The organism is Sediminivirga luteola (genome assembly GCF_014639315.1).
Lineage (GTDB): Bacteria > Actinomycetota > Actinomycetes > Actinomycetales > Brevibacteriaceae > Sediminivirga > Sediminivirga luteola.
This window is the reverse complement of sequence record NZ_BMFY01000007.1, coordinates 119,290-145,154: the sequence shown is the minus strand read 5'-3', so window position 1 is coordinate 145,154 and position 25,865 is coordinate 119,290. Positions and strand designations below refer to the sequence as shown.

Annotated in this window: 26 protein-coding genes, 1 tRNA gene and 1 pseudogene; 15 read left to right on the top strand and 13 right to left on the bottom strand. The window is 70.4% G+C overall.

Features of this window, described 5'->3' with window-relative positions; translation table 11 throughout:
- Positions 1–11: 11 nt before the first annotated feature.
- Genes IEW13_RS09530 through IEW13_RS17440 form a run of 3 tightly spaced genes read left to right on the top strand, consistent with a single transcriptional unit; the run spans position 12 to position 2,084 of the window.
- Positions 12–737: an SDR family NAD(P)-dependent oxidoreductase gene (locus tag IEW13_RS09530; RefSeq protein WP_188550696.1), complete on the top strand. Its 726-nt coding sequence runs from the start codon at positions 12–14 to the stop codon at positions 735–737.
- Between the two features lie 48 nt (positions 738–785).
- Positions 786–1,703 (top strand): flavin-containing monooxygenase, encoded by a 918-nt coding sequence (locus tag IEW13_RS09525; protein WP_229745056.1) that lies wholly within the window; start codon positions 786–788, stop codon positions 1,701–1,703.
- A 42-nt stretch (positions 1,704–1,745) separates the two neighbouring features.
- The gene (locus IEW13_RS17440) at positions 1,746–2,084 is read left to right on the top strand and encodes a hypothetical protein (protein WP_229745055.1); all 339 of its coding nucleotides are present in this window, start codon (positions 1,746–1,748) and stop codon (positions 2,082–2,084) included.
- Positions 2,085–2,153: 69 nt separating this feature from the next.
- Here IEW13_RS17440 and IEW13_RS09520 read toward each other — a convergent pair whose 3' ends face one another.
- Complete coding sequence (locus IEW13_RS09520) at positions 2,154–2,648, bottom strand: small multi-drug export protein (protein ID WP_188550695.1); 495 nt, start codon at positions 2,646–2,648, stop codon at positions 2,154–2,156.
- Between the two features lie 236 nt (positions 2,649–2,884).
- Between IEW13_RS09520 and IEW13_RS09515 the strand changes: the two genes are divergently transcribed.
- Positions 2,885–3,646, top strand: a complete 762-nt coding sequence (locus tag IEW13_RS09515) for an SDR family oxidoreductase (RefSeq protein WP_188550694.1) — start codon at positions 2,885–2,887, stop codon at positions 3,644–3,646.
- Positions 3,647–3,824: 178 nt separating this feature from the next.
- On the opposite strand, the gene IEW13_RS09510 is transcribed toward IEW13_RS09515, so the two are convergent.
- The 4 genes from IEW13_RS09510 to IEW13_RS09495 form a co-directional block, all read right to left on the bottom strand.
- On the bottom strand, positions 3,825–5,069 hold the full coding sequence (locus IEW13_RS09510) for a hypothetical protein (RefSeq protein ID WP_188550693.1): 1,245 nt from the start codon (positions 5,067–5,069) through the stop codon (positions 3,825–3,827).
- Positions 5,062–6,324, bottom strand: coding sequence for a metal-dependent hydrolase family protein (locus IEW13_RS09505; RefSeq protein WP_188550692.1), 1,263 nt, complete (start codon positions 6,322–6,324; stop codon positions 5,062–5,064). Before IEW13_RS09505 ends, IEW13_RS09510 begins: the two co-directional genes overlap by 8 nt.
- A 147-nt stretch (positions 6,325–6,471) precedes the next feature.
- The gene (thpR, locus tag IEW13_RS09500; protein WP_188550691.1) at positions 6,472–7,101 is read right to left on the bottom strand and encodes an RNA 2',3'-cyclic phosphodiesterase; all 630 of its coding nucleotides are present in this window, start codon (positions 7,099–7,101) and stop codon (positions 6,472–6,474) included.
- 97 nt (positions 7,102–7,198) lie between these two features.
- On the bottom strand, positions 7,199–8,209 hold the full coding sequence (locus IEW13_RS09495; protein WP_229745054.1) for a DMT family transporter: 1,011 nt from the start codon (positions 8,207–8,209) through the stop codon (positions 7,199–7,201).
- Between the two features lie 82 nt (positions 8,210–8,291).
- On the opposite strand from IEW13_RS09495, the gene IEW13_RS09490 reads away from it, so the two are divergent.
- Positions 8,292–9,245 (top strand): LysR family transcriptional regulator, encoded by a 954-nt coding sequence (locus IEW13_RS09490; protein WP_188550690.1) that lies wholly within the window; start codon positions 8,292–8,294, stop codon positions 9,243–9,245.
- A 28-nt stretch (positions 9,246–9,273) separates the two neighbouring features.
- Here IEW13_RS09490 and IEW13_RS09485 read toward each other — a convergent pair whose 3' ends face one another.
- Entirely contained in the window at positions 9,274–9,642 is a 369-nt protein-coding gene (locus IEW13_RS09485; RefSeq protein WP_188550689.1) for a hypothetical protein, read from the bottom strand.
- A 205-nt stretch (positions 9,643–9,847) separates the two neighbouring features.
- Here IEW13_RS09485 and IEW13_RS09480 point away from each other — a divergent pair, with 205 nt between their 5' ends.
- Positions 9,848–12,343, top strand: a complete 2,496-nt coding sequence (locus IEW13_RS09480; protein WP_188550688.1) for a penicillin acylase family protein — start codon at positions 9,848–9,850, stop codon at positions 12,341–12,343.
- A gap of 58 nt (positions 12,344–12,401) precedes the next feature.
- On the opposite strand, the gene IEW13_RS09475 is transcribed toward IEW13_RS09480, so the two are convergent.
- From IEW13_RS09475 to IEW13_RS09455, 5 genes are all read right to left on the bottom strand, one after another.
- Positions 12,402–13,172 (bottom strand): LytR/AlgR family response regulator transcription factor, encoded by a 771-nt coding sequence (locus tag IEW13_RS09475; protein WP_188550687.1) that lies wholly within the window; start codon positions 13,170–13,172, stop codon positions 12,402–12,404.
- A gap of 71 nt (positions 13,173–13,243) precedes the next feature.
- Positions 13,244–14,605, bottom strand: coding sequence for a histidine kinase (locus IEW13_RS09470; RefSeq protein WP_188550686.1), 1,362 nt, complete (start codon positions 14,603–14,605; stop codon positions 13,244–13,246).
- Positions 14,602–16,389, bottom strand: coding sequence for a sodium/solute symporter (locus tag IEW13_RS09465; protein ID WP_188550685.1), 1,788 nt, complete (start codon positions 16,387–16,389; stop codon positions 14,602–14,604). Before IEW13_RS09465 ends, IEW13_RS09470 begins: the two co-directional genes overlap by 4 nt.
- The gene (locus tag IEW13_RS09460; RefSeq protein WP_188550684.1) at positions 16,386–16,721 is read right to left on the bottom strand and encodes a hypothetical protein; all 336 of its coding nucleotides are present in this window, start codon (positions 16,719–16,721) and stop codon (positions 16,386–16,388) included. The genes IEW13_RS09465 and IEW13_RS09460 overlap by 4 nt, the downstream gene beginning before the upstream one ends.
- A gap of 40 nt (positions 16,722–16,761) precedes the next feature.
- Complete coding sequence (locus IEW13_RS09455) at positions 16,762–17,241, bottom strand: hypothetical protein (RefSeq protein ID WP_229745053.1); 480 nt, start codon at positions 17,239–17,241, stop codon at positions 16,762–16,764.
- Positions 17,242–17,530: 289 nt separating this feature from the next.
- Here IEW13_RS09455 and IEW13_RS09450 point away from each other — a divergent pair, with 289 nt between their 5' ends.
- The 4 genes from IEW13_RS09450 to IEW13_RS09435 all read left to right on the top strand — a co-directional run bounded on the left by IEW13_RS09450 (position 17,531) and on the right by IEW13_RS09435 (position 21,759).
- The gene (locus IEW13_RS09450) at positions 17,531–17,863 is read left to right on the top strand and encodes a DUF4212 domain-containing protein (RefSeq protein WP_188550683.1); all 333 of its coding nucleotides are present in this window, start codon (positions 17,531–17,533) and stop codon (positions 17,861–17,863) included.
- Entirely contained in the window at positions 17,860–19,539 is a 1,680-nt protein-coding gene (locus IEW13_RS09445; protein WP_188550682.1) for a sodium:solute symporter family protein, read from the top strand. The genes IEW13_RS09450 and IEW13_RS09445 overlap by 4 nt, the downstream gene beginning before the upstream one ends.
- A 290-nt stretch (positions 19,540–19,829) precedes the next feature.
- The gene (locus tag IEW13_RS09440; RefSeq protein WP_229745052.1) at positions 19,830–20,879 is read left to right on the top strand and encodes an ATP-binding cassette domain-containing protein; all 1,050 of its coding nucleotides are present in this window, start codon (positions 19,830–19,832) and stop codon (positions 20,877–20,879) included.
- A 7-nt stretch (positions 20,880–20,886) separates the two neighbouring features.
- Entirely contained in the window at positions 20,887–21,759 is an 873-nt protein-coding gene (locus tag IEW13_RS09435) for an ABC transporter permease (protein WP_188550681.1), read from the top strand.
- 9 nt (positions 21,760–21,768) lie between these two features.
- On the opposite strand, the gene IEW13_RS09430 is transcribed toward IEW13_RS09435, so the two are convergent.
- Entirely contained in the window at positions 21,769–22,242 is a 474-nt protein-coding gene (locus tag IEW13_RS09430) for a DUF2000 domain-containing protein (protein WP_188550680.1), read from the bottom strand.
- Positions 22,243–22,344: 102 nt separating this feature from the next.
- Between IEW13_RS09430 and IEW13_RS09425 the strand changes: the two genes are divergently transcribed.
- The 5 genes from IEW13_RS09425 to IEW13_RS17435 all read left to right on the top strand — a co-directional run bounded on the left by IEW13_RS09425 (position 22,345) and on the right by IEW13_RS17435 (position 24,767).
- Positions 22,345–22,815, top strand: coding sequence for an Lrp/AsnC family transcriptional regulator (locus IEW13_RS09425; protein ID WP_188550679.1), 471 nt, complete (start codon positions 22,345–22,347; stop codon positions 22,813–22,815).
- A gap of 97 nt (positions 22,816–22,912) precedes the next feature.
- On the top strand, positions 22,913–23,812 hold the full coding sequence (locus IEW13_RS09420; protein WP_188550678.1) for an EamA family transporter: 900 nt from the start codon (positions 22,913–22,915) through the stop codon (positions 23,810–23,812).
- Between the two features lie 191 nt (positions 23,813–24,003).
- Positions 24,004–24,079 (top strand) — tRNA-Ala (locus IEW13_RS09415).
- Positions 24,080–24,140: 61 nt separating this feature from the next.
- Positions 24,141–24,275, top strand: coding sequence for a hypothetical protein (locus IEW13_RS17675; RefSeq protein WP_255662367.1), 135 nt, complete (start codon positions 24,141–24,143; stop codon positions 24,273–24,275).
- 186 nt (positions 24,276–24,461) lie between these two features.
- Complete coding sequence (locus IEW13_RS17435; protein ID WP_229586856.1) at positions 24,462–24,767, top strand: hypothetical protein; 306 nt, start codon at positions 24,462–24,464, stop codon at positions 24,765–24,767.
- On the opposite strand, the pseudogene IEW13_RS17820 reads toward IEW13_RS17435, so the two are convergent.
- Positions 24,678–25,730, bottom strand: a pseudogene (locus IEW13_RS17820) (recombinase family protein); the annotation flags it as partial. The gene IEW13_RS17435 and the pseudogene IEW13_RS17820 overlap by 90 nt on opposite strands.
- Positions 25,731–25,865 lie beyond the last annotated feature (135 nt).

Below are 25,865 nucleotides of genomic sequence, written 5' to 3'. Positions count from 1 at the left end.
AAGGACGGAATATGACCGCACAGCAGACCATCGTCATCACCGGCGCAGCCCGCGGCCAGGGCGCCGCGCACGCCACGCTGCTCGCCGGGCGCGGCCACCGCGTGATCCTCACCGACGTCCTGGGTGAGCAGGGCGAAGAGACCACGGCCGGGCTCCGGGCGGCCGGCCATGATGCCCTCTACCGGCACCTGGACGTGACCCGGGAGGCCGACTGGGCCGCCCTGGCCGCCGAATTCCGCGAGACGGGAACGCCCCTGCACGGGCTGGTCAACAACGCCGGCGTCCTGCGGTACAGCGCCCTTGCCGAAACCACCCTGGAGGCCTGGACGCTGCACGAGCGGGTCAATGTGCATGGGCCGTTCCTGGGCATCAAGCATCTGGGGCCCGCCCTGCGGGAGGCCGGCGGCGCGGTGGTGAACGTGTCCTCCACCGCCGCGCTCACCGGTTCGCCCGGCTATGCCGCCTACGCCGCCTCCAAAGCCGCGGTGATCGCACTGACCCGCGTGGCCGCGGCGGAACTGGCGCCCCATGTGCGGGTGAACGCCATCTGCCCCGGCGGGGTCGCCACCCCGATGAACGACGATGAGCCCGCCGGCGGCACCAGCTCGGCAGCGCCGCTGGGGCGCCGTGCCGGTCCGGAGGAGATCGCGCCCCTGGTGGCGTACCTGCTCGCCGACGACTCCTCCTTCGTCACGGGGGCCGTCTATCCCATCGACGGCGGCCTGACCGCCGTCTAGCCAAGCTGCCCATCCGCCCGCTGGAAGAATCCCGAAGGAAACCCTGCAATGAGCCGTTACTGCGTCATCGGCGCCGGTGCCGCCGGCCTGTCCGCCCTCCACGAACTCCGCCGGGCCGGCCACCGGGTGGACTGCTATGAGAAGAGTGACCGGGTGGGCGGGCACTGGCACACCGACTACGACGCCCTGCATCTGATCACCTCACGGGATTCGACGCACTTCAAGGACTTTCCCATGCCCGCCCGCTACCCGCACTTCCCGCGGCGCGACGAGGTGCGGGACTACATCGTGTCCTACGCCCGCGAGCACGGCCTGCAGGAGGCGATCAGCTTCGGCACGGCCGTGGAATCGGTGGTCCCCGTACCCTCTGGCGGCGCCGTGGGAGACGCCGGCTGGATGGTCACGCTCAGCACGGGCGAGCGGATCGGCTACGACGGCGTGCTGGTCGCCAACGGCCATCTGCACGAGCCGCGCATCCCCGAGGTGCCCGGCACGTTCACCGGCGCGCAGAGGCACTCCGGGAGCTACCGCAACACCGGTGACATCGACGGGCAGCGGGTGCTCGTCATCGGCGCCGGGAACTCCGGCTGCGATCTGGCCGCCGATGCCGCCGCGCACCGCTACGAGGTGGACGTCGTCGTCCGCGAGGGGGTGCACTTCCAGCCCAAGGCGTACTTCGGCGTGCCCCGGCAGGAGGTGCCGTGGCTGGCCGAGTTCGCCCCGGAGGAGCAGGACCTGATTGCGCGGCTGCTGGCCCGGGTGTCCATCGGCGAGTGGCATCACTACCCCGGCATGCCCCAGCCCAGGCACCGCACGCTGGCGGAGGGCCGGACCGTGGTCAACGATCTGCTGCTGTACTGGGTCCAGCACGGCCGGATCGGCATCAGGCCGGCGGTGCGACGGTTCGAAGGGCGTACCGTGCACTTCGCCGATGGCAGCAGCCGGGACTACGACACGATCCTGTAGGCCACGGGCTTCCGTGCGGCGCTTCCCTTCCTGGACGAGTCGTTGCTGCAGCGCAGCCGGGACGTGCCGCTGCGCTACGGTGCCGGGATCGTGCCCGCGGGCCTGGAGAAGCTGTACTTCATCGGGCTGACCGCCCCGCGCGGACCCCAGATCCCCATCTACGGCGTCCAGGCCGAGGTGGTGCTGCGGATGCTGGCACTGCACGAGGCTGCTCCGTCCGGAAGCGCGGGGCTGGCCGGCTACCTGGGACGGCTGCAGGACGCCGATGACCGGATCGACATCGTCCGGGCCGTCTGGCAGGAACAGCTGGCGGATACGCTGCGGCTGCTGGACGCATACTCCTCGGCGTCGTCGGGTGAAGGGGCGGCGGCCGGGCCTTGAGCCGCGGAAGGAGCAGCCCGCGCAACGGGTGCGGGCCGACCGGAACCGTCCGCCCTGGGTGACCGGCCCTCAGGCGAAGGCGGAGACGCCCGCCACGGTGGCGACCGCGGCGACGAGGCTCCAGGCGACCGTGCCGGCGCCGACCCACAGGAAGCTCGTCCAGGCGCTGACCCCGGCGGCCACCGCCACCACGGCGGAGACCTGCGTGCCCAGGCCAATGGGGCCGAGGATGGCCAGCCCCGGCATGCCCCAGCGCGACATCACCCGTTCGATCCGTGCCCGGCGGCGGGCCCGCTTCGCCTCGGCCTCGGGGTCGCCGGCGCGGCCCGAGCGGGCTCTGCGCTTCTCCCGCCAGCGCTGCCACCACCCTCGGATGCGTGCGCCGAACCAGGCGGCGATGCCGACCGTCAGCAGGTTCCCGGTCACCCCGGCCAGTATCACGAGCGTCACCGGGGCCCCGGCGAGGATGCCGCCGGGGATGACGACGATGGCCTCTAGCCAGGGCGTGGCGCCGCCGAGGAAGACGCCGCCGAGGACCGACCATTGCGCCGCGCTCAGGTTCATCCGCGCGTGACCTCGTCCCTCGTGTCGAATCCCGGTCCCATAGGGGATTACTTTACCGGCCGGACGGTTGACCCCGGGACCGCCGGACCTGGGGAGCCCGGCCGCCGGGAGGCGTCGGGGCGGGCGGAGGCCATACGATGTCTGGAGCACGACGGACCCCGGCATGGCACCACAAGCCGCCGGTAAGCCGCCGAAGACGACAGAGACGACTTCAAGGAACGGGGCTGAGCACTTTCATGACGACGAAGGATCTCGAAGGCAAGGGCGCAGTGATCACGGGCTCCTCCCGGGGCATCGGCGCGGCCACCGCCGCGCTGATCGCCGCGCGCGGCGCGGGTGTCGTGGTGAACTACCGGCAGAAGGCGCCGCGCGCGCAGAAGGTGGTCGCCGGCATCGAGGAAGCCGGCGGGAAAGCCGTGGCCGTGGGCGCGGACCTGACCGAGGAAGGCGGCGCGGCGACCCTGGTGAATGCTGCGGTGGAGCACTTCGGCTCGCTGGACCTGCTGATCCTCAACGCCTCCGGCGGCATGGAGGCCGGCCGAGGCGAGGACTACGCGCTCACGCTCAACCGCGACGCCCAGGTGAACATGGTGAAGGCCGCCCTGGAGGTCATGCCGGCCGGATCCCAGATCGTGTTCGTCACCAGCCATCAGGCGCATTTCATCAACCAGACGGCCACCATGGACGCCTATGAGCCGGTGGCGCGGTCCAAACGCGCCGGCGAGGACGCGCTGCGCGATCTCATTCCGGTCCTGGACGAGAAGGGCATCCTGCTCACCGTCGTCTCCGGGGACATGATCGAGGGCACCATCACCGCGACGCTGCTGGAGCGTGCTCAGCCGGGAGCCATCGACGCCCGGCGGGAGGCCGCGGGCAAGCTGTACACGGTCGAGGAGTTCGCAGCGGAGATCGCCGCCCTGGTGGGTCGTTCCGATCTGGAGCAGGGCCACACCGAACTCGTCGGCGGCGCCGAGGACTTCCTGCGCCAGCACGGCTGACCGCGCCGCTGTTTCCCCGACTTCGCTGTCCCTGCGGGGAGTCCCGCCGCATCGCCGTGCCGCCGCCCGGCGAGCCCGAGGGAAAACCCACGACTGTTCTGAAAAACCACCCTCGATGTGCGGTGGAAATCTAGTGGAAATCTAGAACAGCCGTGGGTTCTGAGCGGCGGCCGGCGGCTTACAGCGTGGAGACCAGGATGGAGGCCACCAGGATCGACGAGGTCGTCACCGTCGCGAACCCGCCGACCAGCATCGGCGTGAGGATCTGGTCGCGGATGGCCAGCTGTTCCTTCTCGTCCCGGCCGACGGAGCGGGCGACCTCCTGGACCAGGACATAGTCGCCGGGGAAACCGTACAGCGCGGTCAGCGCCACCGGCATGCCCAGCGTCGGGTGCCAGCGGACCAGCTTGGAGACGATCGCGCCGCCGATCATCACGCCGCCGGTGCCGACGAGCAGGATCACCAGCACCGGGACGATGGCGCGGGAGACGTCCTCCCAGGTCACCGAGCTCATCGAGGCCAGCACCACGACGACCACGCTGATCATGCCGAAACCGAAGCTGTTGGCCTTGTCCATGCTGCGCCGGGGGAGGATGCCGGTGACCTGTCCCAGGACGCCCAGCAGCAGGCAGTAGATGCCGTAGTTGACGCCGGTCAGCTCGTCCAGCACGGTCGCGATGCTGGCGGAGACGAAGAGCAGCAAGAGCACGATGGGCGGTTCCTGGAACCGTTCCGGCAACTGCAGCAGCGCCCGGCGGGGTGCAGGCGCCGGGGCGGCTTCGGCGGGAGGCGCGTCGGTGCTGGTGCTCGCCGCCGGCGCACCGCCGGCGGGGTTGGCGGCGTCCGTGCCGGAGACGCCGGCCGAGGCGGTCTGCGGGACTGCGAGCCGGTCGCGGACCCTGATGGCGTAGCGGCGCAGCAGGATGTTCGTCACCGGCATCCCGATCAGGGATTGCAGGCCCAGGATGAGCGCGGGGATGACGATCAGAGTCTCCAGGCCGCGTTCCTGAAGCGCCTCCGTGGTGAGCAGCGTTGCGATGATCCCGCCGGTGACCGGTCCGGCGCCGGCGACGGCGGTGCCGTAGTCGAAGACGAGCGTCACGACGCCGAGGATGAGGATCGCGGCACCGGCGACACCGCCGAGGGCGATCAGGATCGCCTTGTACTGCTCGCGGATGTGGCTGACCGGGATCAACGTGCCCATATGCGTGATGACTGCGCCCACCAGCACAGCGCCGGCCACCGACAGTGCGGAGCCGGGCACCACGGTCGGATCCAGCACGCCGGTCCACAGCAGGATGAGGTAGCCCATGAACGTCACCAGCAGTGCGGGGACGTAGGCGCGGGTGAGGATGGAGATGACCTCGCCGGCGGCGACGAGGGCCAGGATCAGGGTGACGACGAAGACGGGTGACTCAAGCATCGGTGGCCTCCTTTTCGCCTGCCTCCAGCACGCCGGCCTTCCAGACCTGGCGGATCGAGGCGGGCAGGGTGGCCAGCTGAGCGATGGAGCCGAGCTCGCCGTCCAGGACGAGGACGTCGGCGTGGGCGCCCTCGGAAAGCCTGCCGGTGCGGCCGCTCGGATCGACCAGAGCGCCGGCGATGGAGGTGGCCGAGCGCAGCGCCCCGGTCAGGTCCATGCCCAGATCGGCCAGCAGGGACAGCTCCTGCAGGTTCTCCCCGTGCGGGCCGACGCCGGAATCGGTGCCCATGCCGACGGTCACGCCGGCCTCGATGGCGCGGGCGACGGATTCGCGGTGGCGTTCCACCACGGCGCGGGCCTTGGCCACCACGGCCGGCGGCAGACCGCTGACGCCGGTGTCGGCCTTCGCCAGGACCGCCAGGGGCGCTGCCAGCGTGGGTACCAGCACGGCGCCGCGCTCCTGGAACAGCTCGATCGCCTCCTCGTCCAGGTAGATGCCATGCTCGATGGTCCGCACCCCGGCGCGCAGGGCGTTCTTGATGCCCTCCGAGCCCTGGGCGTGCGCCATGACATAGGTGCCCTGCGCGGCGGCTTCCTCCACGATGACGCGGATCTCATCCTCCGTGAACTGCGAGTGCCGCGGATCGTCGGAGGGGGAGAGTACGCCGCCGGTGGAGCAGATCTTGATCTGGTCGGCGCCGGCGCGGAGGATCTCGCGGGTCTTCTTCCGTACCTCCTCCACCCCATCGGCGACCCCGGAGGGACGTCCGGGGTGGGTGCCGCCGATGCCCGGGGCGTGTGCACCGGATGGCTGCCAGAAATCGCCGTGCCCGCCGGTCTGGCTCATGATCGACACGGCGATGTGCATCCGCGGACCGCGGACGATGCCCTGATCCACGGCCTGCTTGGTGCCCAGGTCCGCGCCTCCGGCGTCGCGGACCGTGGTGATGCCCGCTTCCAGCGTGCGCGCGAGGTTGCGTGCCGAGCGGTAGAACTGCAGCGAGAACGGCTCGACGAACTCGTGCACCGAACCGGGGTTCTCCGCCATCACGTGGACGTGCAGGTCCACCAGGCCGGGCAGGACGGTGCGGCCGCTGCAATCCACCGTTTCCGCGCCGGTGTAGCGCGGATCGTCAGCCAGGCCGGGACCGATGGCGGCGATGCGGTCGCCTTCGAGGACGATATCGGTGGGTTCCTCGAGGAAATCGGTGCCATCGAAGATCTTCCCGCCGGTGAGGACGGTGATGCCGGTCATAGTGCATTCTCCTTTGAATAAAGGCCCCTCGGGAGGATGAGGGCGCCGAGGGCAGCTTATCCGCCGCGCTGCCGGGCCGGTGCCGGCGTGGGGACGGCTCACACGGGGCGGGTGTGGCCGGCGTGGCCGCGAGCGCGCACTGCTACGTCAGCGGGGGTCGCCGGCGTGGCCGAGCGGGATGGATGCCAGTTCGGTGTGCAGCGCCGTGCCGCCCTTGCCGGCACCGAGGTCCGAACGCATCACCAGCACCCGGTCCGCGGTCCAGGCGGGCCCCTCGTATACCGAGAGCGCGGAGGCGTGGCTGCGCAGCACGGGCTCGGCTGCGCGCCGGTCCCGTGCCCGCGCCAGGGTGATATGCGCTTTGCGGCGTTCGCGGCCCTCGGCGGTTCCGGCCGCGATGCGGCCGCCGGTCTCCTCACAGGCGGTCATGAGCCTGATGAGCGCGCTGTCCGGGCTGCTGTGCCGCCGCCCGTTTTCCTCCTGGACACCGGCCCACAGGGTGCGTCCGGAGAAGACTCCCGCACCGCGCACTCGCAGGCGCAGCGGAGGATGAGCCGTGAGTTCCCGGTCCAGTGCCGCGAGGAGATCACCGGCCGCGCCGTCCGGGACCTCGCCGTAGAAGGCCAGTGTGATGTGCCGTTGTTCTGCCGGCACCCAGCGCACGGCCGGCCGGCCGCGGCTCGCGGCGAATCCACCCACATCGGCGAGCGGACCGGCCACCAGCTGGAGATGAGCGGCGACCTCGCGGGGGAGCGGAAGGGAAGCGAAGAGGCGCATCTTTCCAGCATGCCGCCTGCGGCTTCCTGCGGCCAGGCCCCCGCGGCGACTGGCACCTGACACAGGTCCGACGCCGCGGCTTCCCAGGGTGGGTGCGTCACGCCGGCAAGTGGCTCCGCCGCGGACGGGACCGCCGCCACTGGGAGACGGCCACGCCGGCCAGGCAGACGCCGCCGCCCAGGATCGCCATCGGCGGCGGGATCTCACCGAGCGTGGCGGCCGACAAGAGGATGACCACCGCCGGGACCGCCAGCGTGCTGGAGGCCACGCGACCGGTGCTGAAGTGATTCATCGCGTAACCCCAGCACCAGAACGCCAGGGCCGTGGGCCCGACGCCCATATACACCGCGGCCAGCAGCGTGCCGGCCGAGACGCCCTCCCATTCCGCGGCGGTCTGTGCCGCGAAGGGCAGCAGCGCGAGGGTTCCCGCCAGGCAGCCGAGCCAGGTGGCGGTGAGCGGATCGACCGTTCGCAGCACCACCTTCTGCACCAGCATGCCGGTGGTGTAGAGGAACGCCGCAGCCAAGGCGATGAGGATGCCGGTCAGCGCCAGCCGTCCGGTGCTGCCGGCCACGGCGATGAGCGCGATCCCGGCGAGCGAGATCCCCATTCCCAGGAAGAGACGCCGGGAGAACGCCTCCTTGAAGAACAGCACCGCGCCGAGCGCGGTGAGCAGCGGCGAGAGATTCACGATCATCGCGATGGTGCCGGCGTCCAGGTAGTGGCCCGCCCAGTTGAACGCGACCGTGTAGATCGCGAACCAGGCCACGCCGAAGACGCCGGTGAGCACGAGCGCCTTTCCGCGCGGCAAGCGGGGCCGCCCGCGGCGCACGAGGAGCACCAGGACCGTCAGGGTGACCGATCCGGCCAGAAGCCGCAGCAACGCGAGCGGCCCGGGGGAGATGTCCGGGGCCGCCCAGCGGATGACGACGAAGGCGGACGCCCACATCAGCACCGTGGTCAAGACGGCTGCCAGCGGAAGGAGCGGACGGGTGGCAGCGCCGGCCGGGCGAGACGACCCGGCGCTGGACGTCACAGGCGCCACCGATGCCGCAGCGGAGGGCGGGCCTGCGGCGGGCTTGCCGGACTGGGATGAAGACGTGGTCACGTCACGATCTTCGCCGCGAAGGACAGTTCAGCACAAGCGAAGAAACCTGTACCATCGTTCAGCTGTGCTTTATGGTGGTGTCATGCTGGACCTCACCCGCCTGCGTACCTTCCGTGCCGTCCTTGCCTCCGGTTCGGTCAACGGCGCGGCGGCGAACCTCGGGTACACGCCATCGGCGGTCAGCCAGCAGCTCCACGCGCTGCAGCGGGAGACCGGGCTGGAACTGCTGGAGCGACGCGGCCGCGGCCTGGTGCCGACCACCATCGGGCGCCGGTTCGCCGCCGAGGCAGAGGCGCTGCTGGAACAGGCCACCCGGCTCGAATGCCTCGCCGCCGACCTTCGCGGCGGACGCACCGGTTCCCTGGTGATCACCCACATCGCTTCCGTCGGCGCCTCGTGGATCCCGGCTGTGGCGGCGACGCTGTCACGCGAGTTCCCCGATCTCCGGCTGGACCTGAGGCTGTGGGAACTGACCCAGGGAGCCGGCAGCGATACCGACGTCGAGATCGCCGTCGACCTTCCCGGCACGGATTCTGAGAAGATCCGCGATGGCTACGACACCGAAGAACTCCTCACCGAGCCCTATGTGGTGGTCCTGCCGGCCGGGCACCGCCTCGCCAGTCGTACCGAGGTGCCGCTGAAGGAGCTCTACGGTGAGGCATGGGTGGACAACGACATCGCCAGGGGGGCGTGCCGGCGGATCCTCCTCGATGCGTGTGCCGCCCAGGGATTCACGCCGATCTTCCAGCTGGAGACCCAGGATTACGGCGCCGCGGTCGCCTTCGTCGAAGCTGGTGCGGGCATCACCGTGATGCCGCGCCTGAGTTACTCCAGCGTTCGTGCCGACCCGGGGAAGGTCGCCGTCGCCACGCTGGTCGAACCCACGCCGGAGCGGACCATCGTCGTGCGGACCAGGAGAACCGGAGCGGGGTCTCCTGCGATCGCCCGGCTGCTGGAGCTGCTACGGGCGAAGGTCGCCGGACAGCGACCGAAACAAGCGGTCAACAGCGCGGCACCGGGCCGAGTACGGGCCTGAGCGGTTGGCGCAGGGCAGGTGGAAACCTTCACCCCGGCACCCGGCACCCGGCACTGGGCACCGAGAGCCCCCGTGCACCCGGTTCAGGGGTGTCCGGGTCCTCCTGAGGCGGTGGCACCAGGTGCCGGCGTGGTGCGCGTGTCAGGCCGATCGCCAGCTCGTGCAGGTGCGTCAGGAACCAGCGCAGCCGTTCATGGGCCAGGAACAGCGAGACCACATAGTGTGCCGCGAACAGCACCCAGATTCCGTTCATGACCTGCTGCGGCCAATCCGTGTCCGAGGGCCGCAGATTCCCGATCACCACATAGCCGTAGACCCCCAGGAAAACCAGGGACACGATCGCCATCGGCCACTCGGTGACTTCCTGCCAGCGTTCGTACCGGGCCTTGCTCCGCATGTTGCGCTCTCCTCATCGGTCGCCTGGCGGACCTCGCGCCGTCCAGTCGGCGGACGCATCGCCGCCCAGCCTACGAGACCAGCACGGGCGACGGCGCGGCCCCGGAAACCGAAGGGGACCCGCCGTCCTGGTGACCCGCTTCACAGCCGGCAGGTCCCGCGGCGATAGATTCGTCGGGAAGGACAGCGACGGGAGGACATGAGGCATGACGGGCACAGCGGAGCGGGAACAGCACACTCTGGAGGGCATCGACGGTGAGGTCGAGGTCGTCTACGACCGCTGGGGCGTCCCGCACATCCGCGCCAGCAGCGCCGAGGACGTGTTCACCGCGCAGGGCTTCATCGCCGCCCGCGACCGGCTGTTCCAGCTGGACCTCTTCCGCCGCCGGGGACTGGGCCTCCTCTCCGAGGCACTCGGGCCGGCGTATGCCGAGCAGGACCGGGCGGCGCGGCTGTTCCGGTACCGCGGCGATATGCGAGCCGAATGGAACTCCTACGGCCCGGACGCCAAGCGGATCGCCACCTGCTTCGTCGCCGGGATCAACGCCTGGATCGCCGCGACCGAGGAGAACCCGGAACTGCTCGGACCGGATTTCCAGGCCGCCGGCTTCACGCCGGGCAGATGGCGCCCGGAAGACCTGTGCCTCATCCGCTCCCACGGTCTGTACGGCAATGTGGAGAAGGAACTCACGCGCGCCATCACCCTGCACCGCTGGGGAGCGGGGGCGGAGGATCTGCGCGCCGTCCGCGAACCCGGCCCGCCCGCCCCGGTCCCCGAAGGCCTCGATCTGAGCGTCTTCCATCAGGCCGTGCTGGACGACTACCGGCTGGCCTGCGCGCCCGTGACGTTCGGGGCCGGCGCCGGACGCCCCGTCGGCGGCCGTGAGCGGGAGCCGGACGGCAGCAACAACTGGGTGGTCGGGCCCGAGCTCACGGCGACCGGCCGCCCGCACCTCGCCAACGACCCCCATCGGGCGATGTCCCTGCCGTCCCTGCGCTACATCAGTCACCTCCGCTGCCCCGAGTTCGATGTCATCGGCGCCGGCGAACCGGCCCTGCCCGGCGTCTCCATCGGGCACAACGGCAACGTGGCCTTCGGCCTGACGATCTTCCCCATCGATCAGGAGGACCTCTACGTCTACGAACTCCACCCGGACGCCCCTGGCCTGTACCGCTACCGCGGCCAGTGGCGCCCGTTCGATGAGGTCCACGAGGACATCCCGGTGCGCGGCGAGGACGCACGCGCCGTCACCCTCCGGTTCTCCTGCCACGGACCCGTCGTGCGGATCGAGCCGGAGAACCGGGTGGCGTTCGCGGTCCGCGCCGCCTGGCTGGAACCGGGCATGGCGCCGTACCTGGGCAGCATCCGCTACATGCGTGCCCGTGACACCCGGGAGTTCCGGGACGCGATGATGGCCTGGGGAGCCCCGGGGGAGAACCAGGTGTACGCCGATGTCTCCGGTGACTTCGGCTGGATCCCCGGCGGACTGGTGCCGATCCGCGAGGGCTGGGACGGCTCCCTGCCGGTTCCCGGCGACGGCCGCTACGAATGGTCCGGCTTCCGCCAGGGCGACGAGCTTCCCAGCCGGCACAACCCGCAGGAGGGATGGTTCGCCTCCGCCAATCAGTACAACCTGCCCGAGCCGGCCGGCGGCGCGGCGCAGGTGCACATCACGCAGGACTGGATGTCACCGTTCCGGTACCGCCGCGCCGCCGAGGTCCTCGGCTCCGTGACGGCGGAGCGCCGCTGGACGATGGCGGACACCGTCAGGCTGCAGAACGACGATCTGAGCGTTCCGGCACGCGAGGCGGTCGGCGCGCTGGGGGCGCTTCTCCCGCTGGAAGGCCGGGGCGCGGACGTCCCGGGAGCGGGAGCGCCAGGGGACAGTACCGGCTCTGGCATGGCGGAAGCGCGTGCGGCGGAGGCCGCGGGCGGGCCGGGTGAGCGGGCCGTGGCGGCCAGCTGGGAGCGCCTGCCAGAGGCCGCCGACGCCCGGGCCGCACTGGCGCTGTTCGGGGTCGGGGAGGAACACCCCTGGGACGGGCGGATGCGGGCCGATGCGCCCCAGCCGATCCTGTACGAGCGGTGGTTCTCGCTGCTGCGGCCGGCGCTGCAGGAATGGCGGCTCAGCTCCGCGCTGGGCACGGCAGCCCGGGAGGCCGCGGCCCAGCTGGCTCCGGCGCCGCTGGCGCTGGGAGATCCGCGCCCGGTGCTGCGGCTGCTGCGGGAAGCCCTCGCCGTCGATGACGGCCGCGCCATCGTGGCCGGGACTCTCGCCGCGGCCTACCGGCAGCTGCACGCCGAACTCGGCCCGCCGGAAGAACCGGCCTGGCACTGGGGGCGGCATCACGTCATGCGCTTCGCCCATCCGCTGGCCGGCTTGCCGGACGCGCCCGGGTGGGCGGTTCTGGACGAGCGGCCGCGTCCCGGCAGCGGCGACACGGTCGGGCTGTCCGGGTACGATCCGGGAACCAGGCCTGGCCGGCAGCACATCGGCGCCTCGTTCCGGATCGCCATCGACGTCGGGTCCTGGGACGACTCGCGCGCCGTGAACGCCCCCGGGCAGTCCGGAGATCCCCGCAGCGAGCACTACGCCGATCTGGTGGACGTCTGGGATGCCGATGACGTGTTCCCGCTGTGCTACAGCGAGGAAGCGATCGAGCAGCACCGCGAGCACACCGTGCGCCTGCTGCCCGGCTGAGCGGGATGGACAGGCGAGCGCGCCGGAGGGCGCTGGGCGGGCCGGACAGCTGCGCGGCTCAGAGACCCAGCCGGCGGCGCAGCTGCGGGGCGTGCCGGCGGGAGACCTCGACCCGGCTGCGCTGACGGTCGTTCATCACGAGCACGAGCGTGCCGCGGAAGTCGGGCACCAGCTCCCGCACATGCCGCAGGTTCACCAGGTAAGAGCGGTGAGTGCGGAAGAAGTGCCCGCTCAGGCGGCGTTCGAGTTCGTTCAGCGACAGGGACACCAGGACCCGCTCATCGGCGAGTTTGAGGGACGAGTAGCCGCGGGTCGCGGCGGCGTACACGATGGCCTCGCCGTCCACCAGGACGGTGCGGCCCTCCCGCTGGACCGGGATGCGCACCAGGCGGTCGGTCTCGCGTCCGCCTTCCGAGCGCGGCGCCGGGTCCGCTGCCGCGGGCGGGGGCCCGGCCGCGGCGGGTTCCGGTGCCCCCAGGGCGCGCTGGACCGCTCGCTGCAGGCGCTCGGCGTCGAACGGTTTGACCAGGTAGTCTGCTGCAGCGAGGTCGAACGCCTCCACCGCGTGATCCGGGTAGGCGGTGGTGAAGATGACCTTCGGCCGGTGCGGCAACTCGCGCAGCCGTGCTGCCGCCTCCAGGCCGGTCAGGCCCGGCATCCGGATGTCCATCAGCACCAGGTCGTAGTCGAGGGAGCCGAGCAGGACGAGGGCTTCCTCGCCGTTCGTGGCCTCGCCCACCACCTGCACCTCGCCGATCTGCTCCAGCAGATAGCGCAGCTCTTCCCGGGCGGGGGCTTCATCGTCGACGATCAAGGCTCGGGGCCGCATTCGGTCAGTATAGGACGCGTGTGGGCCGTGCCACACGCGTCTTTCAGGCGCGGCCGGAAGCACGGGCGGTCTCACCGCAGCGGCAGCCGGAGGTCCACCACCGTGCCGCCGCCGGGCGGGGAAGAGATGCGCAGGTCATACCGGTCGCCGAACAGGGAGTCCAGGCGCTGGGAGATGTTCTGCAGTCCCACCCCGCCCGAGCGCATCCGCGTCCCGTTCTCAGCTGTGCTCTCCTCGCCGGTGCCGTCCTCCGGCGGTGCCGCCGGGAAGGCGGTGAGCCGGGCCAGGACGTCCTCCGGGATGCCGGCTCCGTCGTCGGAGACGCGGATCGAGGTGGTGCGGGTCAGCGGGTCCACCCGGGCGCGCAACCGCACGGTCCCGCCGGAGACCTGGCCGGCGATGCCGTGCTTGACGGCGTTCTCCACCAGCGGCTGGATGGTCAGCACCGGCACCCGCGTGGTGAGGACCTGAGGGTCGATGTCGTACCGCACGCGCAGCCGGTCGCCGAAGCGCGCCTGTTCCAGCGACAGGTAGGTCCGCACGAAGAAGTACTCCTGCGCGAACTCCGCGAAGTGGCCGTCCTGCCGGACCGCGTACCGGAAGAAGTCCGAGAGGCGCAGCAGCAGCTCGCGTGCCTCCTCCGGGTCGGTGCGGGCCTTGGAGGCGATCGTATTGAGCACGTTGAACAGGAAGTGCGGGTTGATCTGGGCGCGTAGCGCGTCCAGCCGCGCGTGCGTGGCCAGCCGGCGCTCGCGGTCCAGTTCGGCCAGCTCCAGGTGCAGGGAGAGCATGTTCGCCATGTCCTCCACGAGTTCCTTCGGCGGGATCTGCGTGCGCGCCTGGAAGACGCCCAGCGCGCCCACCACCCGGGTGCCGATGGCCAGCGGCGCCACGACGGCGGACTGCAGCGGGCAGTCCTCCGCGGTGCAGCCCAGATGCGAGCGGTCCCGGACCACGATCGTCCGGCCCTTGCGGATGGCCCGCGCGGTCGCCTGCGTCTGCAGGGCGCGGCCCACCCGGTGGTGGTCGGAGCCAGGGCCGACGAATGCGAGGACATCGCGCCGGTCGGTGATGGCGATGGCGTCGCCGCCGAGCATGGGCCGCAGCAGCTCCGCGGTGCGGCGGGCGGCGTCGGGAGTGAGGCCCGAGCGCAGGGGCACGGAGCGGCCGGCGGCGGCGAGGGAGCGCACCCCGCTGCCAGCGTCGCCGTCCTCCCCGTGCCCCGCGTGACCGGTGGAGCCGCCTGAGCGGTGTCGCCCCCGCGGGCCGCGCAGCGCCGAGGGATAGCCCAGCACCGCGGCCACCGTGAGCAGCGTGCCGGCGGCCAGCGTGGGCAGCACGCCCAGCGGCGGGTCCACGAACAGCTGGGTGATCAGGTAGACGAGGGTCCAGATGAGGACCACGACGCCGGCCAGGATCGCGCTGCCCCTCATGGGAGGTCTCCTCTCAGTCCCCGGCCGCGACGGTCACCGAGGCCCTCGTGGGTGGGTTCCCCGGTGCGTTGCCGGTCTGTTCGGCCGCGCCAGGGCAGGGCGCGCCAGGGCAGGGCGGGCCGGGCGCCGACGGTCAGCTCCGCCAGGCGCTCCGCGCGGCGGTCCGCTGCGGTGCCGTGCATCAGCACCCAGGCGGAATCGACATCCGCAGGGGGCCGGGTGCGCAGCGAGACGAGCACGATCACGAGCGTCGCCAGCGGCGCGGTCACCAGCGTCGGCGTCGCCAGCAGCTCCTGTCCCGCGGACGGGGGCAGCAGGCTCCCGGCGGTGAACATCGCCACTGCCAGCACCGTTCCGGTGGTCAGCCCCGCCAGGGCACCGGCGGCGGTGGTGCGGCGCCACCAGATGGCCAGGACGAGCACCGGCGTGAGGGCGGAACCGGCGATCGCGAAGGCCCAGGTGACCATCGTCGCCACGAGGGACGGAAGCGCCGGGGTGAAGGCGTTCGGGTGCAGGACGAGCGCCAGGCCGGCGGCCAGCGCGGCGGCGACCAGCGTGGTGACCCGGCCGGCCAGGACGGCCTGGCGCTGGGTGGCCCGCGGATTCAGATGCCGCTCGTACACATCGTGGCCCCAGGTGGCCGCGGAAGCCAGCAGAAGACCCGCGACGGTGGACATGGCGGCGATCAGGGCGGCCGCCGCCACCAGGCCCAGGCCGGCCTCCCCGCCGTAGATCCGCCCGAGCACGGGCAGAGCGTGCTCGGGGATCTTCAGCACTCCGTCCACGGTGAGGGGTTCCAGCCAGGGATGCTCCCGCACGGCACCGGGGATCAGGGCGCGGGCCGCTGCCCCCAGCATGACCGCCAGGGCGTAGAAGAGCCCCGCGAGCGCCAGCACCCAGACGGTGGTGGTGCGCGCCGCCTTGCCGGTCGGTGCGGTGAAGTACCGGTTCATCACGTGGGGCAGCCCGGCGGTGCCCATCGCGAGGGTCACCACGAGCGCCACCTGGCCCAGCCGGCCGTACCGCGAGCCGGGCTCGCCGAAGGTCGCCGGCTGCCCGGCGTCGATCTGGTTCACCTCGGGCACGAGTACCCACCCCTCCGGCGTGTAGGCCGGGTTCATCAGGGGTTCCCGGCTCAGTTCCGCGACCGCGCCCCCATAGCGGAACCCGTCGGAGGCCACCATCGCCGCCAGCCAGATGAGCGCCATCAGGAGCAGCAGGAACTGCACCGCCTGGTTCCAGGTGGTGCCCCGCATCCCGCCCAGCGCGACCACGGCGGCGACGACGGCGGTGGAGATCAGCACGCCCGTCGCGTACGGCGACAGGCCGAGCAGGCCCTGGCCGACGAGCAGCTCCCAGGTGATGCCGCCGCCAACGGACTGCGGCACCAGGTACGCGAGGATGATGAGCTGGATGACGCCCACGGTGGCCAGCCGCACCGGCTCGGAGCCGAGGCGCCGCCCCAGGAAGTCCGCCAGGGAGAACTCCCCGAACCGGCGCAGGGGCGCGGCCACCAGCAGCAGGACGGGAATGAACCCTGCGGCGAACCCCACCGCGTACCAGGCGCCGTCCAGGCCGGAGACGTAGACTGCCGCGGCCACCCCCAGGAAGGATGCCGCGGAGAGGTAGTCCCCGCAGATCGCCCAGGAGTTCGTCGCCACGCCCACCCGTTGCCCGGCCAGGTAGAAATCCACGGTGGAGCTGTGCCGGGGGCGGGTGAGCAGGGAGATGCCCACCACGACGAGGAGCACCGCCAGCAGGGTGACGATGCTGGCGCCGCTCACGGACCAGCCTCCGGGTCGCGCGGCCCGCCCAGCATCCGGGCCTCCACGGCGGAGGACAGGGAAGCGGCAGCCATGCCGATCACCGCGAAGACGGCGTAGAGGCCGATGGCGGCGGTGAGGAAGCCGGGGCTGAGATCGCCCAGGACCCGGGCCTCGGACCACCAGTCCAGGGTGAAGGACAACAGTGGGAACGCCGCCACGACACCGAGGAAGACGAGGAAGTAACCGACGGCGACGCGGCGCAGCGTGCGGAAGGCGGCGTCCACCTCCGCAGGGGTGTCGCGGGTCTCCAGGTCCTCGCTGTCGCCCGGGCCCCCGTCGCCGTCGATCATGCGGTCATTGTAGGGCTCGCCCGCGGGGTGCGCTGCCGGTTCAGCGGGAGCGCAGCAGGAGCACGCCGGCGCCGATCAGCAGCACGGAGCCGCCGGCGCACAGCACCATGCCGATGCCCGGGAGCATGGAGCCCCAGGTGCCGGTGACGGCGCTGAGCTGGATCAGGCGGGTCAGCTGCCAGAGCAGCAGCGCGGCGGTCCCGGCGCCGGCGATGAAGCAGTGCGCGATGGCCACGCGGCGGTAGGGGAGGAATGCGCCGGCTATGGCGATGAATCCCGCGCTGAGGGTCATCAGGCCAGGGCCGGCGTGGCCCGGGATCGAGCCGAGGGGAGTGATGACCCACGGAGTAAAAGACCCCACCAGGAGCAGTGCGGCGCCGATGAGCATCCGGACGCTGCCGCGGTGGAACACGCGCGAGCGGCCGGGTGCGGGCCGGCCGCCTCGCGTCGTGCTCCCGCCACCCGGCGCGGCCGGGGAAGCGGGGTCTTTCCTCGTGGGGGTCTTCGCCGTTGAAGCCATGCGCCGATCCTAAAAGGTGACTCGCCTCACAGTCTCGTCCTGTCCCGGTGCGGATCCACGAGCGGGACGGATGGGGCGGTGAACGGCCGATCCGAGGCGGTGAACGGCGGGGGAGTGGCGACCGGTGCCGTTCACGGCGCCCTGCCAGCCGCTCATCGGCGCTCAACCGCCGCCGGGCCGGTTCGTCCTTGCCCGGCGGCAGCGGGCTGCGGTTGCCTGAGGCTGAAGAAATGGACGTGCCTGGCGGCAACGGTGCCGCGTCAGGCGAATCGCGATGAAGGGAGCGTCCATGGCCGAGATGGCGCATGAGAACGGCCCCGGCGGATCTCCGCCCGGGCCCGCCGCGGATACCAGCTGGCGGCAGCGGTACTGGAAGAAGAACCTCCGGATGGTCGTCGTGCTGCTGGCGATCTGGTTCACCGTCTCCTTCGGATTCGGCATCCTGCTGATCGAGCCGCTCAACAGCATCGAGATCCTCGGGTTCCCCCTGGGCCTGTGGTTCGCCCAGCAGGGGTCCATCTACACCTTCGTGATCCTGATCCTCGTCTATGCGCTGTGGATGGACCGGATCGACGACGAGTTCGGGGTCGCCGAGCGCGGCGGGGACGGTGAGCGGCTATGAGCGACATCCAGTTCTGGACGTTCTTCTTCATCATCCTGACGTTCGCGATCTACATCTTCATCGCGTGGCGCTCGCGGGTGAAGGAGACCAAGGAGTTCTACGTCGCCAGCCAGGGCGTGCCGACGATCGCGAACGGCGCGGCCGTCGCGGCGGACTGGATGTCCGCGGCGAGCTTCATCGGCATGGCCGGCCTGATCGCCTTCCTCGGTTCGGACGGCTCCGTGTACCTGATGGGCTGGACCGGTGGCTACGTTCTGCTGGCCCTGCTGCTGGCGCCCTATCTGCGTAAGTGGGGCAAGTTCACGGTGCCGGAGTTCGTCGGCGACCGTTACGCCGAGTCGGTGCGCATCGTGGCGGCCATCGCCGCGATCGTGGTGTCCTTCACCTATGTGGTCGGTCAGATGTCCGGCGGCGGCATCGTCTTCAGCCGCTTCCTGAACCTCACCGTGGAATGGGGCGTGGTGCTGTGCGCCGCGGTCATCTTCATCTACGCCGTGCTGGGCGGGATGAAGGGCATCACCTACACGCAGGTCGCGCAGTACACGGTGCTCATCATCGCGTACCTGATCCCGGCCTTCGCGGTGGCGTACCAGACGACGGGGATCCCGATCCCGCAGATCTCCTACGGCACCATCCTGGCCGAGCTCGACGCGCTCAGCCTGGAATTCGGCCTGCACGCGTTCACCGAGGCGTTCGCCGGGCGCGGCAGCCAGCTCGACGTGTTCCTGGTGACGGCCTCGCTCATGCTGGGAACCGCGGGCCTGCCCCATGTGATCATCCGGTTCTACACCACCAAGACGGTCCGCGGCGCGCGGTATTCGGCCTTCTGGGCGCTGCTGTTCATCGCCTTGCTGTACCTCACGGCTCCGGCGGTGGGCGCCTTCACCAAGCTCAACCTGCTGCAGGGGGTGCAGGGGGCCTCGCCGGACGACTTGCCGGACTGGGTCCAGACCTGGGGCGCCACCGGCCTGGTCACGGTGAACGAGAACGTCGATGTCATCCAGACGGTGTCGAACAACGCGGCCTCCGGCGCGGACCTGATCGTCAACAACGACATCCTCGTCCTGGCCAGCCCGGAGATCGGCGGCCTCCCGGCGCCCATCGTCGGCCTGATGGCGGCCGGCGGCATGGCCGCGGCGATGTCCACCGCCGCGGGCCTGCTGCTGGTGATCTCCTCCGCCGCCTCGCACGACCTGTACTTCCGGGTGATGAAGAAGGACGGCGCCTCGGAGCGCCAGCAGATGCTCGTGGGCCGCATCGCGATGGCGGTCGCCATCGGCGCGGCGATCTGGGCCGGCATCAACCCGCCGGCGTTCGTGGCGCAGGTGGTCGCCTTCGCCTTCGGCCTGGCGGCATCGACGTTCTTCCCGATCCTGATCCTCGGGATCTTCTGGAAACGGGCGAACGCCGCAGGAGCCACGGCGGGCGTGCTCACCGGGCTGGTGTTCAGCGGCAGTTACATGATCTACACGCTGGAGGTCTTCGGCACCTCGGCGAACGATCCGATCATGGGCATCAGCCCGGAGGGCATCGGCGCGATCGGCGCGGCGGTGAACTTCGCGGTGACGATCATCGTCTCCCTGCTGACCCGGCCGCCCTCGGAGCGGGTGCAGGAGATGGTCGAGGAGATCCGCTACCCGGCGACGCGGCAGGAGCGAGTGCCCTCAGGGGAATGAGGAGGCTTCCCGCGCCGGCCGGTCCCGCAGCCACGGCCGGCGCGGGGAGGGCGACGACGGCGGCGATACCCGTGCAGGTGTCGCCGCCGTCGTCGTGTACGCCGTACGCGATAATTCACCCGGGCGCGCCCTTCATCCGGGTACGATCGTGCCGTGATCCATTGAGCGGCCAGTGCCAGCGCCGTCTCTCGTGCCGGCGCGAGATGCTCATACCGCCATCGTCTCGTCTCCATGCTGTTCCCGCTGCGGATGACCCCGGCGGCCCGCCATCTCCCGGAAGGAGCCTCCTCGTGCCTGAACCGGCCATCGAAGCCAGGGGCCTGATCAAGAGGTTCGGCGACAACACCGCCGTCGACGGCGTGGATCTGAGCATCCCGCGCGGGGGCATCTACGGCGTCCTGGGCCCCAACGGCGCCGGCAAGACGACGGCCATCCGCATGCTCGCCACCCTGCTGCGGCCCGACGGCGGGCAGGCCACCGTGCTCGGGCATGACGTTTTCGCCGAGCCCAAGGCCATCCGCGAGAAGATCGCCCTGACCGGTCAGTTCGCCTCCCTGGACGAGGACCTCACCGGGATCGAGAACCTGGTGCTGCTGGGCCGGCTGCTCGGTTACAGCTCCCGGGCGGCTCGGGCGCGGGGCATGGATCTGCTTGAGGCCTTCTCCCTGACCGATGCCGCAAACCGTCAGGTCAAGAAGTATTCCGGCGGTATGCGCAGGCGCCTGGACATCGCCGGCTCGCTCATCGTGACCCCGGAGCTGATGTTCCTGGACGAGCCGACCACAGGCATCGACCCGCGCAGCCGCAACCAGGTGTGGGACATCATCCGAACCCTGGTGGCCGGCGGCACCACGATCCTGCTGACCACGCAGTACCTGGAGGAAGCCGACCAGCTGGCCGGGCGGATCGCCGTGATCGACCATGGCAAGGTCATCGCCGAAGGCACACCCGGTCAGCTCAAGGCTCAGGTCGGTTCGGGCGCCCTGAAGGTCCGGGTCGCCGATGCCGGCCGGCGCGAGGAGGCGGCGGAGATCCTGGCCCGTACCATCGGCGCCGAGGTCGTCCGTGAGTCCGACGCCGCCGCCCTGAGCACCCGCCTGGACGAGAACGCCCGCGCCGCGGTCGCGCTGAACGCCCTGGAGGAGGCGGGAGTCGAGCTGGAGACCTTCGCGCTGGGGCAGCCGAGCCTGGACGAGGTATTCCTGGCTCTGACCGGCAAGCCGGCCGAGCCGGATGCGGATCCCCAGCATGACGAGACACCCGCAGGCGGCCCGGCCGAATCCGTTGATCCGGTTGATCCGGCCGGTGCGGCGCCGGGCACCGGCGCGAACAGGAAGTGAGAACCCGATGAGTACGACGACTCCCGCCGCACCGGCCACCGAGGCCCAGCGGATCGCCCAGGTCCTCGTCGCGCCCGGGGAGCGGCCCAAGCGCTCGGGCCCGGTCTCCGCCTCCCTCACCTACGGCTGGCGCGCGCTGCTGAAGATCAAGCACATCCCCGAGCAGCTCTTCGACGTCACGATCTTCCCGATCATGATGACGGTCATGATGACCTACGTCTTCGGTGGCTCGATCGGTGCCGCGGTCTCCGGGACCGAAGCCGGAGGTGACGCGGTCGGCGCCTATGTGCAGTGGCTCATTCCCGGCGTCTTCGCCCAGACCCTGGTCATGATCACGATGTACACCGGCCTGACGCTGAACCGGGACATCTCCAAGGGCGTGTTCGACCGGTTCCGTTCGCTGCCGACCTGGCGGCCGGCACAGCTGGTCGGCGCGCTGCTGGGGGATCAGGTCCGCTACATGATCGCCGGCGTCATCATCCTGGTGGTCGGCTTCGTGATGGGTTTCCGGCCCGAGGGTGGTCTGAACGGCGTGCTGGCGGCGTTCCTGCTGCTGCTTGTGTTCAGCTTCTGCCTGTCCTGGGTCTGGACGACGGTGGCGCTGCTGATGCGCACCGAGCAGGCGGCCATGGGCGTGTCGATGTTCATCATGATGCCGCTGACCTTCGTATCGAACATCTTCGCGCCCACCGAGACCATGCCCGGGCCGGTGCGCGCCTTCGCCGAGGTCAATCCGGTCTCCACCGTGGTGGCGGCCATCCGGGAGCTGATGAACGGCGTCTACGATCCGGCCAGCCTCCTGATGGTGCTGATCTACTGCGCCGTGCTGGTGGTGATCTTCGGCCCGGTGTCGATGGTCATCTACAACCGCAAGAGCTGAGCGCCGGGCTCAGGCGAGCAGGGGCAGGCCGCCGACGAGGCGGTCCACCTGGGCGCGGGGCCCGACGAGGCTCACGGCGGCGTAGCCGATCGATTCCGCGTCCTGCGTCGTCATGCGCTCCAGGTATTCGTCGTAGACCCGGGTGAGCTGGGCATCGACGGGCATATCCGCCACATGCACCCCGGCGCGCGACGCTGCCTTGCGGCGGATTCGCCCCAGCTTCGCGGTATCGGCGGCCAGGACGGTGCACCCGGCCCACGGCAGTCCCGGATGGCTGGCGCCGGCGGCGTCCACCGCTTCCGGTCCGAGCAGTCCGTGGACGCCCCGCGAGGTTGCCGCGGCGACGCACGCGGCGGCGTTGGCGGCGCGTCCAGCAGGCAGCTGGGCGTCCACCACGATCACCCACTTCAGCCGTGCCGCACGGGTGGGCTCTGCCGTGCGGATCTCATCGGGCGCGAAACCCACTGTCCCCGGTTCGCTCATGTTCCAGCCTTTCCGTCATTGATCCGAGTAGTCCGCCATGAGGCTACACATCATTGGGTCTGCGTACGGCAAACCCGTATGTCATACGGATAGAGTGCTGATATGGCTCATCTTGACGCACTTGATACGGCGATCCTGCGGGAACTCCAGCGCAATGCACGGCGCAGCAATCGCGACCTCGCCCGGGCCGTCGGCGTCGCCCCGACCACCGCCCTGGACCGGACCCGCTCGCTGCGCGACCGCGGGATCATCACCGGTGCCCGGCTGGACGTGGACCTGGCGCGCATCGGCCGGCCGGTGCAGGCGCTCGTGGCGGTCCGGGTCCGTCCGCCCACGCGGAGCAATATCGAACGGTTCCGCGAATGGGCGGCCGGCCTGCCGGAGGTACTGGGACTGTTCGTGACGAGCGGCAGCGAGGACTTCCTGATCCACGTCGCGGTGCCCGGCAACGATCACCTGTACGGGTTCGTGATCGACCGGCTCACCGAACGCGCCGAAGTCGCGGACGTGCGCACCTCCGTGGTCTACGAGCACCTGCGTCCGCGCGTCGTCGAGCCCGTGATCGAGGAGTAGCGGGAACCCGGGTAGGCGAGGTCTCTGGCTCAAGCGGGAGGGCGGACGGCACGGGCTGGTGAACGTGGCCGGGCGGTCCACGGCCTACTCTGGCTCCATGCCGATTCGTCATGTGGGCCTGGCAGTATGCGTGGCCGCTCTGTGGGGCCTCAACTTCCTGGCGATCCACTTCTCCCTGGAGCAGTTCCCGCCGCTGTTCCTGGCGGGTCTGCGCTTCGTCGTCCTGGCGGTCCCGGCTCTGCTGTTCGTGCCCCGGCCTCAGGTGCCGCTGCGCTGGCTGATCGGCTACGGGCTGGGGTTCGGCACGTTGCAGTTCTTCGGCCTCTACCTGGGCATGGCGGCTGGTTTCCCCGCCGGCCTGGCCTCGCTGGTGCTGCAGTCCTCGGCGCCTTTCACTGTGATCCTGGGCGCGCTGCTGCTCCGCGAGAGGCTCACGCCACGTCGTGCGCTGGGCGTCGGCGTGGCCGTCGGCGGTCTCGTGCTGGTGGGCGCCTCCCGTGGAGGCATGGACGGCTGGGCGCCGTTCTTCCTGGTGGTGCTGGGCGGTTTCGGCTGGGCGCTGGGGAACCTCGCGTCCCGCAAAGCGCAGACCACCCGTCCGATGAGCCTGGCGCTGTGGATGTGCGTCGTCCCGCCGCTGCCGATGTTCGCCCTGTCCCTCGCGGTGGAGGGGCCGGGCCGCATCGGCGCGGCGCTGGGCACCGCGTGGCAGGTGCAGGCGCTGCCGGCCTGGCTGGGACTGGCGTACACGGTGCTGCTGGGCACGGTGGTCGGCTCGGCGATCTGGGTATGGCTGATGTCCCGGCATCCGGCCGGGGTGGTGGCGCCGTTCTCCATGCTGGTGCCGGTGGTCGGCGTTCTGGCGGCCTGGCTGGTGCTGGGGCAGCAGCCGACCTGGCTGGAGCTGGCAGGCGGCGTGCTCGTCGTCGGCGGGGTGCTGTGGGCCAGCCGTCCTGATGGCCCGCTCCGGCCGCGGCGCCGATGGCGGGCCGTGTGAGGAGACTGACCCGCCGGGCGTGAAGGTGCGACCCGAGTGGTGGCTGCTGGCCCCGGCTGCAACTCGGGTCAGCAGCCACAACCGAGGCCGCCGCGGCCGCGGTCCTGGGCACGGAGCGGTTTGTCCCGTGGGTGACGGCAGCAACGGATTGGTGGCCGTGCGCCCGCGGGTGCTAGAGTATATCCGTTCTCGGGGCTATAGCTCAGTTGGTAGAGCGCTTCGTTCGCAATGAAGAGGTCAGGGGTTCGAATCCCCTTAGCTCCACCAGAAGGTCGTTGTTCAAACCAACGACATCACCAGTTTGAGTTCCGGATTCGACTGTCTGTCCTTGGCGGCGGACGGCGAGGGTCTGGACGTCCGGGTCGAGGAACACGTTGAACGGCACTCCGGGTTCGGCGTGGATGGTGTCGTCGTCGTGGACGATGAGTTTGTCGAAGAAGGCTTGATTGGCGATCCGCCGTAGCGAGTCGTTGATGCTCATGTAGATGGCGTGCATGTCGCCTGCGAGGGCGAGGCAGTCATCCAGGTGCGCCTTGGCTTGCTCGTATTCGATGTCCCCGGCGTTGAGCTGGGCGTCGAGGAACGCGAGCCTACGGGCGATGCGGTCTTGCTCGGTCCCTAGGAGGTCGAGGGGTACTGCGCCGGCGTAGTGGGCCTGCATGAGTTTCTGCCGTTCGTCGCGCAGGGCGTCTCGTTCGGCCTTGTACCCCTGGGCCTCTTGTTTGGCGACCTGGTGGAGTCGGTCGAACTCGCTGGTGACCAGCTCACGGAGCGCTGGCAGGACGTGTTCGGGTATCTGCATGTGCCGGTAGTGGTCCTCGACGGCGGCTTCGATGTCTGGCACGAACATGGACTTGCGTTCGCAGTTGGTGCGCTTGGCGTGCCGCCCGGTGCACATGAAGTACGGATAGATCACGCCGCGGCGACTCTTGGCGTTGGTCAACGTCAAGCGTGATCCGCATTGGCCGCAGTAGAGGCTGCCCTTGAGGTAGTGGTCATGGGATTGGGTCTTCTCCCCGGAGGTCTGATGCGCGGTGAGCACGGCCTGGACGCGGTACCAGACCTCGGGGGCGACGAGGGGTTCGTGTAGGCCCTCGTAGGTGGCGCCGCGGAAGCGGACGCTGCCCTTGTAGTAGGGGTTGGTGAGCATCTTGTGGATCGTGGACAGCACCGGCGGCTTCGAGGGCCGCTTCGGCGTCGGGACGGTGGTCAGGCCCCGGTCGATGAGTTCTTCGCGCAGGCTGATCGTGGAGTGGTTCCCGGTGGCGTAGGCCTCGAAGGCCCACTTGACCAGCGGTGCCCGGTCGGGATCGACCTCCACAGCGCGGACCTCACGGCCGAGTTCGTCGCGTCGCGTGACGTTAAGGTAGCCCATCGGGGCCTTGCCGTTGGTGCCACCACTCCGTGCTTTCTGGTTCATGCCCTTGGAGACCTCGCCGGCGAGGTTGCGGGAGTAGAACTCCGCGATGGTGGACATGATGCCGTGCAGCAGCATCCCCGAGGGGGTCTCGTCGATGTTCTCGGTCGCGGAGACGAGCATGACGCCGGCCTCTTTGAGGGCGAGGTGGATGGTCACGTCGTCGGCGCGGTTGCGGGCGAGCCGGTCGACCTTGTGGACGATGCAGTAGGCGACCTGGTGGGTCTTGACGTACTCGATCATCCGCATCAGCTCGGGCCGGTCGGCCTTACGTGCGGACTCACCGGCGTCGATGAACTCCTCGACGATGATCGCGTTCAACCCCTGGGCCTTGCGCAGGTTCGCCTCGCGCTGGGCGGGGATGGAGAAGCCCTCATCCCGTCCGCCCTTGGACGCCTGTTCCTTGGTGGAGACGCGCAGGTAGGAGACCGCCAGGGTGGTGGTCTCCCCGATGTGATCCAGAACCTCGGTGGCAGAGGGGGTTTGTGTTGTGGTGCTCATGGGTCGTGTTTTCCCTTCCCGAATGGTCGGGCCAGCACCAGCGGGACTTGGTCCGCTGGTGCGGTGCGACTCGTAACGGGGAAACACGACCCAGCGGGTTCCGCTTCAGCGGTTCCTGCTGGGTAAGCCACGAAG